The following is a 12,393-nucleotide window of genomic DNA, read 5'->3' on the forward strand; positions in this document are numbered from 1 at the left end:
AATATAGTCTTGTCTTTGTAACTCAAGCAAACTTGAATAAAAAATAAATAAAATGTTAAAAAATAACTCAAAACACTTGACTGGTTGGCTAAATAAACTACAGTCAAACATAGATTGATTAAACCTTAGTCAGTCTAGCAAATTATACGGTTTAGAATAACTAAATTAGTCAACTTATTGAAGGATGTAGAAGTATGGCTTGTGGTAAAGTTAAATGGTTCAACAACGCCAAAGGTTTTGGTTTCATCGTAGAAGACGGCTGCGAGAATGATATCTTCGCTCATTACTCAACAATTGTAATGGACGGCTATAAAACGCTTAAAGCTGGTCAAGATGTAACATTCGAATTAGAACAAGGGCCTAAAGGCCTACACGCTAAAAATATTGCCCCAGATGGTGACATTATTGAGTGACGATTGTTTTGTTCGACTAAAGCGAGCGACCTTTTAAGATCCTCGCTTAATTCCTTAAGCATACTAACTTATCTCTTCTTCCCTTATTTATTGCCTCTTTTCATTCAAATTCAACCCTTTTCCTTGAATTTATTTTATATACCCCAATGTTCTAAGAGTTGATTGTTTAACTGCTTATTGGGCATGCTCAAACTCTAGCCCTTTTTATTTAAGCTTGTTACACTCTTGGTGCTAAAAGTTGTGCATAACACCTTATCGCCTCTTTTATATGTACTAGGCTAAAGGCTGATTTATTTTTGTTGATTTTTTAGCTATAAATACGATTCCAGTTCGTCAGGTGTGACTATTCTGCTTTTATAAAAGAGCAACGCTGAGTACCAACACCTAACAAACTATTCATTACGAGCGTACGTGTTCATTAACTTGTTTAATAATATGTACTCACTCATAAGTAATGATTTTCTTTGCATTGTTGAATAAGACCTTATCGGTCGACTATCTAGGAATGATGATGACATCAAAAATTATCTATACAAAAACGGACGAAGCTCCGGCACTAGCAACTTATTCGTTGCTACCGATCATCCAAGCATATACAAATGCGGCCGGTGTTGAAGTTGAAACTCGCGACATTTCATTAGCAGGTCGTGTAATTGCTAGCTTCCCTGATTATTTAACAGAAGAACAACGCATTGGTGATGCACTTGCTGAACTTGGCGAGCTTGCTAAAACACCAGAAGCAAACATCATCAAATTACCAAACATCAGTGCATCTGTACCACAGCTTCGCGCTGTAATTAAAGAGCTTCAAGCAAAAGGTTACGCTCTTCCAGAATACCCTGTTGAACCTAAAAATGATGAAGAAAAAGCAATTCAAGCGGCTTACGACAAAATTAAAGGCAGTGCAGTAAACCCTGTACTACGTGAAGGTAACTCAGATCGTCGCGCGCCAGGCTCTGTAAAAGAATATGCACGTAACAACCCACATTCAATGGGTGCGTGGAGCAAAGATTCTCAGTCTTACGTTGCAAGTATGAGCGAAGGCGATTTCTTCGGTTCAGAAAAATCAGTAACTGTTGATACAGCCACTGATGTGCGTATTGAACATGTTGCAACTAACGGTGACGTTACTGTTCTTAAACAAAGCACACCTCTTTTAGCTGGCGAAGTTATTGATGCATCAAGCATTAGCGCTTCTAAGCTTCAAGCTTTCTTAGCTGCAGAAATTGACGCTGCTAAAGAAAAAGGTGTTTTGTTCTCGCTTCACATGAAAGCGACAATGATGAAAGTATCTGATCCAATCATCTTCGGTCACGCTGTAAAAGTATTCTACAAAGATGTATTTGCTAAACACGGTGAGCTTTTTGAAGAGCTAGGTGTTGATGTAAATAATGGTTTAGGCGACGTATATTCTAAAATTCAAACATTAGACGATGCTAAGCGCGAAGAAATCGAAGCAGACATTCAAGCTGTTTACGCTAACCGCCCTGCTATTGCTATGGTTGATTCTGACCGTGGTATTACAAATTTACACGTACCAAGTGACGTGATCATCGATGCATCTATGCCTGCAGCAATCCGTTCAAGCGGTCAAATGTGGAATAACGATGGTAAATTACAAGACACTAGCTTTGTAATTCCTGATCGTTGTTACTCAAGTGTTTACCAAGCAACTATCGATTTTTGTAAAGAAAATGGCGCGTTTGATCCAACAACAATGGGTAGCGTTCCAAACGTTGGCCTTATGGCTCAAAAAGCTGAAGAATACGGTTCACACGACAAAACATTTGAAGCAAAAGCGGACGGTTCTATCCGTGTTGTTGATGCAAATGGTAATACATTACTTGAGCACAGTGTTGAGCAAGGCGATATCTGGCGTATGTGTCAGGTTAAAGACGCACCAATTCAAGATTGGGTTAAGCTTGCAGTAAATCGTGCACGCGCAACAGGCGTTCCAGCTATTTTCTGGTTAGACGAAAACCGTGCACATGATGCGCAGCTAATCAAAAAAGTAAATAAATACCTACCAGATCACGATACAGCTGGCCTAGATATTCAAATTTTAGCACCGCTTGAAGCAACATTGTTCTCATTAGCGCGCATTAAAGAAGGTAAAGACACGATTTCTGTAACAGGTAACGTACTACGTGATTACCTTACAGATTTATTCCCAATTTTAGAGTTGGGTACGAGTGCTAAAATGCTTTCAATTGTTCCACTTATGAACGGTGGTGGCTTATTTGAAACTGGCGCGGGTGGTTCTGCACCTAAGCATGTTCAACAATTCGAAAAAGAAAACCACTTACGTTGGGATTCTTTAGGTGAATTTTTAGCACTTGCTGCATCACTTGAGCATTTAAGCGTAACTGCTGGTAACAACAAGGCACAAGTACTTGCTGATACCCTAGATAAAGCAACAGGTACGTTCCTTGCTGAAAACAAATCGCCGTCACGTAAAGTGAAAGAAATTGATAACCGTGGTTCTCATTTCTTCCTATCTTTATTCTGGGCACAAGAACTTGCTAAGCAAAATGATGACAGTGAACTTAAAGCACAGTTTACTCAAATCGCTAGTGACCTTGAGTCTAATAAAGAGCAAATCGTAAGTGAACTTAACGATGCGCAAGGCCCTGCAGTTGATTTAGGCGGTTACTTCCAGCCTAACGATGATGCAGCCTTTAAAGCAATGCGTCCAAGCACTACATTTAACGATATTCTTGCTAAATTAGTATAAATATCGGTTTAAATTTAAAGCCGCTTACTTGCAAAAGTAAGCGGCTTTTTTATGTCTAGACTTTACAAAAAAAGGCCGCTATTTATAAAATAGCGGCCTTTGAATAATTAAATTTATTTATTTAATTAATTATTTATTTAGTATCATACCAATTCGCTTAATTAAGTGATCAACTTTGAGGCAAGAAAATCTTGTCGATAACAAGGCAAAAATTTCGTTATTTAGTTGCTCTATATCAGAAATTTTTAACGCAGTTACCGTCAGATTTAATCCCTCAAATTAATTAAGTATTATTGCGGGTTGGTATAAGCACGTGGCATTTTTGAATCTGTCGTATAGCGGTCACGCAGTTTATCTTGACGAGATTGTGTAGATACCTCAACGCCATTAATAAACATTTTGCTCACATGGCTGCTTAGCTCAAACGGGTCATTACTCCATATTACTACATCAGCAGCTTTGCCAACTTCAAGGCTACCTGCATTAATACCAAATACATCAGCAACGTTTGATGTAAGCGCTTTTAACGCACCTTCTTGGCTCATACCGTACGACACAGCATTACCAGCATCAAAACGCAGCTGATAAATATTGTGACTTGCATCACCACCTACCGTTAATAATACTTTAACTCCTGCTTTTTCAAGCATACTAGCATTATCTAAACTTGCATGAAGCGAATCAAAGCTTCCAGGTAAGCTATCCATTGCACTAATAATCACTGGAATATTTGCTTTAGCAACGCGCTCTTTTACTACAACAGCATCTTGCGCACCATTAAGTACTAGGTTAATACCAAATTGCTCTTTTACTTTAATTAGCTCAATAATATCCGCCGCACGCGAAACGCCAACCACTAATGGCATTTCACCACTGAGTACTTTAGCCATTACTTTATCTTCAGTACTTGGCTTGTCATCGTCTTTTTTCGCTTTTTTACCAGCTTTAGTTTTGTGCTCATCAAGCTTATTAATAAGTGTTTGCAAAGTAAAAGCACGTGAGCCTTTACTACGCTCACCTAAGTAAACAATTAAAGCCGCTTGTTTTTGCATGTCGCTGTCAAAACTACCACTTAAATCAACAACACTCGCAAGGCCTGAAAAAATGCTATCGCCGCCATGAGGAGTAATTACATCGCGTGTTACGCCGCCTTTACGAGCGTAAGGAATTAAGCTTGAATGTGCGTTGTAAGCAAGGCTTACATCAAAATCAATGCCAGCTTTTTCCTCACCTGCATCGCGTGAGCCTGCAACTGCACTTACTTCAACTAAACCAAGTTGATTAATACTTGCTATAAAGCCAGGGGTTACAATTTGCCCCTTTGCATCAATAATTTGATCTACTTTAATTTCAGTTGGGTTAATCGCTGTGATTTTACCATCTGTCATTACAATGCTTGCCGCTTCTAATACACCTTGATCAGAAGACGTATGCAATGTTGCATTAATAATTGCTAGTGATTGTGCGCTTACAGCACCAGATGCTAATAATCCTGCAGCAACCAGAGAAAGCGAAAACGAACGTGATAAATTTTTCATTCTGGGTGCTCCTTATTGTTGACCTAACATAAAATCACTTGTTGCTTGGTACGCGCTGTCGTTTCTATCGTAAACCTTTGCACCATCAACAAACACTTGTTCAGCTTTAGCATAGACACTAAATGGGCTTTGATTCCAAATAACAACATCGCCCTGCTTACCCGCTTCTAGTGAACCTGTTTTGTCATCAATACCTAACGATTTAGCAGCGTTAGACGTGATCCATTTAATAGCGTGTTGCTCAGAAATATCAAAACCATTTTCGTTAGCTCGGTACATCACCTTGCCCGCTTCTTGGTTTAAACGCTGAATAGTAGTATCTGAATCTGAGTGAACAACTGCACACGAGTTTTTAACCGCATCAACAATAGCCACGTTTTCTTGTACCATATCGTAGGCTTCCATTTTAAAGCCCCACCAGTCTGGCCAAAGTGCAGCACACGAACCATTTTGCGCAAGTAAGTCAGCAATTTTATATGCTTCTACACCGTGATGAAAAGTACCTGCGTGGTAACCAAATTCTTTTGACAGGTCAATCATCATTGCCATTTCTTCAGCTTTATAACAATGATTATGAATACGTACTTCGCCTTCAAGCACACCGCGTAGCGTATCGTGTTTAATATCACGTACTGGCGCTTCTGGGTTTAAACCGGCTTCATAATCGGCATCGTATTTATCCCATGCACGTTTATATTCAGCGGCTTCAGCCCATGCCATACGGTAACCAGCCATATTACCCATACGAGTTGAAGGCAATACACCTTGTCGACCATAAACACGTTTAGGGTTTTCACCACACGCCATTTTTAAACCATACGGCGCCTCTGGAAATTTCATCCCTTGCATAGTGTGCGCTGGTACGTTTTTAAGCGTAACGCCGCGTCCACCAAATAAGTTAGCTGAGCCTGGTAAAATTTGTAGAGAAGTAATGCCGCCTTCGCGTGCACGATTAAAGCCTGGATCTTGTGGCCAAACAGAATGCTCAACCCACACTTCTGCAGTGTTAGGGCTGGTCATTTCGTTACCATCTTGATGCGACTCGACCGACGGACTTGGGTATGCGCCTAGATGTGAATGTACGTCAATAATACCCGGTGTTACCCATTTCCCTTGTGCATCAATTGTAATATCAGCAGTGGCTGTTAAGTCTTTACCTACTTGTTGTACTTTACCATCAACAAGTAATACATCAGCCTCATCTAAACGCTCACCAGTACCGGTAAGTACTGTTGCATTTGTAATAAGAGTGCTTGATGTAGAAATTGGCTGATAAGTACTTGGGTAAGGATTTTTGTTAATTGTTATTTTATCGTCTTGTGGGCCGTTTTCTTGGCAGCCTACAAGCGCAGCAGCTAAGCCAACCGCTAATAAAGAGGGTGCAAATTTTTGCATGTTGTTTGGATCTCCTGTTTTTTTGCTACTTTAGCGAAACCTAAAGGATAAAGCCAAAAAAACAGGTGAAAACGCAGTTAATTAAGATGAATTTCTGTAATTATTTCTTTATATAATTGTTATACAGCTTTTCAAGCGCACCTTCGGTGGTAAGCGAGGGATCTTTACTAATAAAGTGCTTAACCGTACGCGTTACAAAATCAGAGTTTTGCTTATGTAGCTTAGAAAAATCTTTAATAAGTGTATTACCATCTTTAGCCGCCGTTACTTTGTCATGACGATGACGATACTGGCTCAATGCTTTATTAAAATCGCCTTGATAGTCTTCAACCAAAATTTTATAAAAGTCGCTTTTTTGAACATTTAAATCGTTAATGCAGTAATTTAACGCCTCTTTAAAGTCGGTAAATATCATGCCTTCTACATCAAACTCTTTTGTTTTTTCGCGCACTGCTACTTTGGCATCTTCTGTGGCATAGCTAAAACCCGTAAAGGCTAAACGCTCAGCGGCTTCTTTTCCTAATTTCATACCCGCTTGAATACTATGGGCAAACTCGTCGCTCATGTCGCCAAGTTCGCTTTCTTCCCACATGTTATAAACGCGCAGTGGTTTAGCATATTTATTTGAGAGCTTTTTTTTAAGCTTGGTAAAGCGCTCATCAATCGTCATCAGTCTTTCGTTATGTAAAAGTGCGTGGCACTCATAACACGCAGGGATAGAGATAAAGTCAGCCTCTTCACCTAAATCAACGATACTTTGTAGCATATGTAGTGGCGGACAATGATCGCGCTCTGTCGCTTCACAGCCACAATAAAAACACTGATTAAAATACTGCTGATCGCACGCGTATGCTTGCTGATAATAACTGGCTAACGTTTTGCTCACCGTTGCTCCTAAAAAAACACGACTAAATTATGGGGGCGATAATAACAGCCTGAAAAAATAAGTTATACCAATTGCATTAAATTAGTGCTCTATTATTTCGCTAAAAAGTAGTGCAATAACAGGCACAAATAACAACGTGTAGTTATTCTATACAAATAATTTTTAACGCAGTAAGTACACTATTTAATGCAATAGAATGATTATGTTTTTTATTAGTCGCTAGATTTAAATAACGGCCGCTATTAAACCAAACAAACCACCAAACACTCCGCCCCATACTACAAGCCAACCTAGGTGCTCGCGGATCATGGTCTGAATAATCTCTTTAACCATTTTAGGAGTAAGCTCATCTAAGCGCTCATCAACTAGTTTAAGCACCGTTTTATGTAGGCTTTCTGCGCTATTACCCTGTGAAAGTGTTTGGCTTACTAATGCTTTAAAGTCGTCCGTTTGAGAAATCTCACTAAGAGACAATTGCATTTTTTCAATAAACTTTTCACGCATCGGCTCTATTGCCGCTGTACCGCCAAACATTCCTAGCATACTACCAAACTGAGACTGCTCTATTACCTCTAACAAATTGTCGAATGCAGGGTTTAAATCAACATTGCTAATTATTGGCTCAAAGTCGATATTGGGCTGCGCTTTATTGAGTAAATTATTAATTTTTTGCTCTGAAAAAAACTCCGTTAATATCAGGTTTCGTATAGCTACTTTAAAGCTTTCAAACTTAAGCGCTATAACACCAGAACCATATAAAAACGGGACTTTTTCGAATAACATATGAATAGCTAATAAATTAGTTACCGCGCCAGAAAGTGCAAATAAACCAACAGACAACACAATTGCTTGGTTAAACATAAAACCTACAACAACACATAAACCCGCTAGCAAATTGGTTATTAAACTTTTGTTCATTTTAACTCCACTACAGTAAGTGTAATTTTATTCAATATAGCCGTTAATTTTACAACGTTTAGATTGTTAAATTAATACCTTTTTGCCATAGTTTAAGTATCTGTTTAAAAGGCGAGCAATTGTTATGTGGAAAACAGTAAATGAGCACATCAGCCGAGCCATCAATTTTGACTTTAAGCACACCTACAAACGCCAATTACAAAGTACAAACACCGACAAACTATTTCATATTACCAATGGTACGCATAACTACCTCGTTAAAATAGCACTAAAAAGCGAGCTCGAGCGTTTAGAAAGTGAATTTATTGGCTTAAAGCTTTTGGCGCAAAATAGTAATTTTAAAGTACCTGAATGTATTACAACTGGTGCAAATATAGAGTTTTCGTTTATTGTTTTACAATGGCTCGTTTTAGATAAACAACCCCACGACACGTGGACTAATATGGGGCGTAACCTCGCTAAAATGCATAAAAAACATGACCAAGCTATGTTTGGTTTTGATGTAGATAATTATCTAGCCACAACCATACAGCCAAACCGCTGGCACAAAAAGTGGGATGTATTTTACGCCGAAGAGCGTATAGGGTGGCAATTACAACTACTCGCTGAAAAAGGCATTAACTTTATTGAGCCCGAACGCTTAATTAATACCGTAAAAGAGCAACTACATAGCCATCAAGTACAACCTTCATTACTGCATGGCGATTTTTGGCGTGGCAATATGGGATTTTTAAAAGCAGAACCAACAATATTTAACCCGGCTTGTTATTATGGTGATCGGGAAGTGGATATTGCAATGAGCGAACTATTTGCCCCCCTGCCTAAAGACTTTTATAGCGCCTATAACGCGCACTACCCGCTTTCTCAAAATTACGAAAAACGTAAGTTAATATACCAGCTATACCCCATTTTAAATCACGCCAACATCTTTGCCGGTCACTATCTTACTGAAGCTAAACAACATATAGAAAAGCTAGTATTTGAAGGTATAAAATAAGTGTCATAAGCTGCATTTGAGCACTATATTTAATGAGTAAGTAGACGTTCATCTGTAAGCGATTAAGTTGAACCTAACTTAATTATTTATAACTGGAGTGATTATGAAAGATTTTTTATCACAACGAATAACGTGCCCACACTGCGGACACCACATACATCTAGACTTAGACGCAAGCAGCGGCGATCAAGACTATATAGAAGATTGCACTGCCTGTTGTAACCCAATTCATTTAAATATGCATATAGACCATGCTAACAATAAATTGGAGCTACACGTAGACAGTGACGACGAACAAATATTTTAACTTAAGCCTGATGGCGTAAGTAGTTCTCTACCGTATTTACAATAGTGTAAGTTTGCTGATCAACTTCAATATTAAACTTGTCACCCACTTGCGCTGCACCAATGTTTGTAATGGCGAGCGTTTCCGGAATTAGGTGTATCCAAAAACCTTGTTCATCAACTTCGCCTACGGTTAAGCTTGCGCCATTTATAGCAACAAAGCCTTTATATAACACGTACTTTTGCCACTCTTTTGGCAAGCTTAATTGTATTTTGCAGTTATTCTCAAGCTTCACTATTTGAGAGATTTGTGACGTACAATGAATATGCCCAGACACTATATGCCCACCTAGCTCAGTACCAAACGTAACAGAGCGTTCGTAATTTACTAAACTACCTAGCTCAAGCAGGCCTAAATTAGTTAACTTTAGGGTTTCGTCAATCACATCAAAATGCACTTGCGCCACCACATCATGATTACTTAGCTCAACTTGCACAACCGTTAAACAACAGCCATTAATAGCAATACTTGCGCCTAAATCTAAATGCTTAACGTACTCATCGCTCACCGATACAACTAAGCGTAACACACCATCAGCTTGAGTTTTAGAGACCACTGTTGCTTGTGTTTGCACTATTCCTGTAAACATAAAATCACTTAAAATTATTACAAAGTGCTAGTTTAACGTATCAACTCATAAAATCATTCACTACTGTGATTTTTATTTGAAACGCAATAGATTACAATTGCCGCCTGTTTTATTTAATAGCTTTTTTTATGACCTTTTGCAATCGGGAAGCCAAGCGTTTACTTTCCCTAGCCTTACCTGTTTTTTTAGCGCAAGTTACACTTATCTTAATGTCGGTAGTCGACACAATTATGGCCGGCCAAGTTAGCCCTACTGACTTAGCTGCACTTTCTATTGCAACAGGAATATGGAACCCATTATTACTTGCTCTGCAAGGTATTTTATTAGCGCTTACTGGGATTATTGCGCAGTTTTCGGGCAGCGATGATCGCAAAGGAATTAGCCACTATTTTCAACAAGCGCTTTATTTAACCGCTATTTTAAGCTTTACAGGTTTTGGTATTGCCCATTTAGCATATGCCATTATTTTAAAGCTCGATACAACGCCTGCTATTGCAAGCCTTGCCATTGACTACATCCATTTTGTGAAATGGGGTGTGTTTGGATTTTTAATTTTTACAGTATACAGAAACGTTACCGAGGGCATGGGGATGACCAAACCCGCCTTTTATATAAGCCTATTAGGTTTAGCCGTTAATATTCCAGTAAATTATATTTTCATAAATGGCTTATTTGGTTTTCCTGCTTATGGCGGCGCAGGCTGTGGCATTGCCACAGCAATTGTTTTAACTGTTATGGCAATAGCACAAGTTACTTACTGCCAAATGAGTAAAAAGGTAGATGCTAAAGGCCTGCTTTCATCATTCGAAAAACCTAATTTCACTACCATTGGTATTATTACTAAGCTAGGTATACCAATTTCACTTGCCACCTTTTTTGAAGTCACTTTATTTGCGTGTATACCGCTATTTATTGCGCATTTAGGTGCAGTGGCTGTATCGGGGCATCAAATAGCAGCGAGTGTAACTACATTGCTGTTTATGATGCCGCTAAGCCTCTCTATTGCTATAAGTATTCGTATTGGTAATCTATATGGTCAAAATAATTTACAGCAGTTAAAAGTTGCCGTATCGACTAGTTACATATTAGCTATTGTAATTGCACTATTTTTGGCACTTATGACTTTTACAGGTCGTGATTTAATTAGCCAACTGTATACCGACAGCCCCGCTGTAATGGCACTGGCTTCATCAATTATGATACTAGCGTGTGTCTACCAGTTACCCGATGCATTACAGGTTGCTGCAAATGGCATGCTTCGTGGGTTAAAATACACCACGCCTATATCGTATATTACGTTTATATCGTATTGGTTAATCGGCTTTTGTTTAGGTTACGTATTGGCAAGAACAGACATAATTGTGCCAGCTATGGGACCGCATGGCTTTTGGGTTGGAATAATAGTAGGCCTTAGTGTCGCTGCTATTTTATTAATGCTAACAGTAAGAAAGCGTCTAAAATATGAATTTGCTAACAGTGATGCACTCAATCAAAACTAATAAACTCAGCCTTAAATCATTACCAGCTGCTTTGCTGGTAATGTGTTTTTTAATGCTTACTGGCTGCAACAAACCACAAAGTACTGTAAACGCTACTTATATTGAACGCTTAAGTAGCACAGTTAATGCAAGCCCAACACAGCCTAAGCCGCTCAAGCAACTTCCTTTACTGCAGCCTCCCCCAATAGCACAAAGTGACTTAACACTGAGTATTGTTGAGCTTGCAGGCATTAGCCAATGTAAGCTTAACGTACTTATAAGTGAGCACAACAACCAATTAGGAAAAACAGCCAGCGCTGCTGGGCAATTAAAATATCAAATAAACTTTATTAAAAGTGCGCAGGTTTGCTTAAATACGCTTGATAAAAATAGTCCTAGTTACACAAAAATACTCGCAGCCAAAAACTATAAAGAAACACACCTAATGTACTTTTTTAATACCATGTTATTTAAAGAACCTGAGTTAAATCGTACCTGGCAACTCACCACAAACGAGCTCACTACAGAACCCGCTGGTTTTAGCGATACCGTATTTGCGCTAAAACAACTTGTACTCATTAAGCAGCAAATTAAGGCCAAAGAGTTTAGTGAAATTAATAGCGACTCTATTTTTAGCGCACTCGAGCAGCTTAATAAATTTCAATTTAACCAAGCACTCATTCAATCAGTGCGCATGCAGGTCGTGTTAAATAACAGCGCCACACAGTTTGTAAAAAAACTAAACTTTAATACGCTGTGCCCTCAGGGTAAAAATAATAAAAACGCAAAAATCATAAGCAACGTATTTCAAAAGTTTTACCTAAAAGAAATTCAGCCCTATCAAGCGCAATTAACTGGTTATCTAGAGGTATTACAACCGCTTTATAACGAACTTTGGTTTAACGTAAGTATCTCAAGTCCTCAAATTAATAACTTAGTCAAAACGGGCTCGACAAGTGACTTACTGAACTTACTTAAAAGCTCAGCTAAAAAACATGTGGTTTGGTGGCAAGGTTTTTATAAAACGTGTGAAATAAGCCCAATATGAATAAAAAAACGGCAAATAAACTCAAAAACAACAAACTTGCTTGATTCACCA

At 38.7% G+C, this 12,393-nt stretch carries 11 protein-coding genes; 6 read left to right on the forward strand and 5 right to left on the reverse strand.

Annotated elements, in window-relative coordinates:
• Nucleotides 1–194: 194 nt before the first annotated feature.
• Nucleotides 195–413, forward strand: a complete 219-nt coding sequence (gene cspD / locus H5087_RS11805; protein ID WP_002962500.1) for a cold shock domain-containing protein CspD — start codon at nt 195–197, stop codon at nt 411–413.
• Between the two features lie 511 nt (nt 414–924).
• A complete protein-coding gene (locus H5087_RS11810) occupies nt 925–3,147 on the forward strand; it encodes an NADP-dependent isocitrate dehydrogenase (RefSeq protein WP_182672153.1) in 2,223 nt (740 codons plus the stop codon).
• A 290-nt stretch (nt 3,148–3,437) separates the two neighbouring features.
• Here the strand turns inward: H5087_RS11810 and H5087_RS11815 are convergent, their stop codons facing one another.
• The 4 genes from H5087_RS11815 to H5087_RS11830 form a co-directional block, all read right to left on the reverse strand.
• Nucleotides 3,438–4,685 (reverse strand): amidohydrolase family protein, encoded by a 1,248-nt coding sequence (locus H5087_RS11815; protein ID WP_182672154.1) that lies wholly within the window; start codon nt 4,683–4,685, stop codon nt 3,438–3,440.
• A gap of 12 nt (nt 4,686–4,697) precedes the next feature.
• A complete protein-coding gene (locus tag H5087_RS11820) occupies nt 4,698–6,080 on the reverse strand; it encodes an amidohydrolase (RefSeq protein WP_182672155.1) in 1,383 nt (460 codons plus the stop codon).
• Nucleotides 6,081–6,180: 100 nt separating this feature from the next.
• Entirely contained in the window at nt 6,181–6,966 is a 786-nt protein-coding gene (locus tag H5087_RS11825; protein WP_096793239.1) for a hypothetical protein, read from the reverse strand.
• A gap of 225 nt (nt 6,967–7,191) precedes the next feature.
• Nucleotides 7,192–7,884 (reverse strand): hypothetical protein, encoded by a 693-nt coding sequence (locus H5087_RS11830; protein WP_024603971.1) that lies wholly within the window; start codon nt 7,882–7,884, stop codon nt 7,192–7,194.
• Nucleotides 7,885–8,008: 124 nt separating this feature from the next.
• Between H5087_RS11830 and H5087_RS11835 the strand changes: the two genes are divergently transcribed.
• On the forward strand, nt 8,009–8,881 hold the full coding sequence (locus H5087_RS11835; protein WP_182672156.1) for a fructosamine kinase family protein: 873 nt from the start codon (nt 8,009–8,011) through the stop codon (nt 8,879–8,881).
• 103 nt (nt 8,882–8,984) lie between these two features.
• Nucleotides 8,985–9,188 (forward strand): CPXCG motif-containing cysteine-rich protein, encoded by a 204-nt coding sequence (locus tag H5087_RS11840; RefSeq protein WP_002962509.1) that lies wholly within the window; start codon nt 8,985–8,987, stop codon nt 9,186–9,188.
• 1 nt (nt 9,189) lies between these two features.
• Here the strand turns inward: H5087_RS11840 and H5087_RS11845 are convergent, their stop codons facing one another.
• On the reverse strand, nt 9,190–9,816 hold the full coding sequence (locus H5087_RS11845) for a riboflavin synthase (RefSeq protein ID WP_024603969.1): 627 nt from the start codon (nt 9,814–9,816) through the stop codon (nt 9,190–9,192).
• 128 nt (nt 9,817–9,944) lie between these two features.
• On the opposite strand from H5087_RS11845, the gene H5087_RS11850 reads away from it, so the two are divergent.
• Nucleotides 9,945–11,315, forward strand: a complete 1,371-nt coding sequence (locus H5087_RS11850; RefSeq protein ID WP_182672157.1) for an MATE family efflux transporter — start codon at nt 9,945–9,947, stop codon at nt 11,313–11,315.
• The gene (locus tag H5087_RS11855; RefSeq protein WP_182672223.1) at nt 11,296–12,342 is read left to right on the forward strand and encodes a DUF3080 family protein; all 1,047 of its coding nucleotides are present in this window, start codon (nt 11,296–11,298) and stop codon (nt 12,340–12,342) included. Before H5087_RS11850 ends, H5087_RS11855 begins: the two co-directional genes overlap by 20 nt.
• Nucleotides 12,343–12,393: the final 51 nt, after the last annotated feature.

It is taken from the genome of Pseudoalteromonas sp. SR43-7 (assembly GCF_014163785.1).
Lineage (GTDB): Bacteria > Pseudomonadota > Gammaproteobacteria > Enterobacterales > Alteromonadaceae > Pseudoalteromonas > Pseudoalteromonas distincta.

Bases quoted from the DNA above. Each gene is read 5' to 3' on its own strand.
- cspD (WP_002962500.1), top strand. From the start codon at position 195: ATGGCTTGTGGTAAAGTTAAATGGTTCAACAACGCCAAAGGTTTTGGT.
- H5087_RS11820 (WP_182672155.1), bottom strand. From the start codon at position 6,080: ATGCAAAAATTTGCACCCTCTTTATTAGCGGTTGGCTTAGCTGCTGCG.
- H5087_RS11835 (WP_182672156.1), top strand. From the start codon at position 8,009: ATGTGGAAAACAGTAAATGAGCACATCAGCCGAGCCATCAATTTTGAC.
- H5087_RS11850 (WP_182672157.1), top strand. From the start codon at position 9,945: ATGACCTTTTGCAATCGGGAAGCCAAGCGTTTACTTTCCCTAGCCTTA.
- H5087_RS11840 (WP_002962509.1), top strand. From the start codon at position 8,985: ATGAAAGATTTTTTATCACAACGAATAACGTGCCCACACTGCGGACAC.
- H5087_RS11855 (WP_182672223.1), top strand. From the start codon at position 11,296: ATGCACTCAATCAAAACTAATAAACTCAGCCTTAAATCATTACCAGCT.
- H5087_RS11845 (WP_024603969.1), bottom strand. From the start codon at position 9,816: ATGTTTACAGGAATAGTGCAAACACAAGCAACAGTGGTCTCTAAAACT.
- H5087_RS11815 (WP_182672154.1), bottom strand. From the start codon at position 4,685: ATGAAAAATTTATCACGTTCGTTTTCGCTTTCTCTGGTTGCTGCAGGA.
- H5087_RS11830 (WP_024603971.1), bottom strand. From the start codon at position 7,884: ATGAACAAAAGTTTAATAACCAATTTGCTAGCGGGTTTATGTGTTGTT.
- H5087_RS11810 (WP_182672153.1), top strand. From the start codon at position 925: ATGACATCAAAAATTATCTATACAAAAACGGACGAAGCTCCGGCACTA.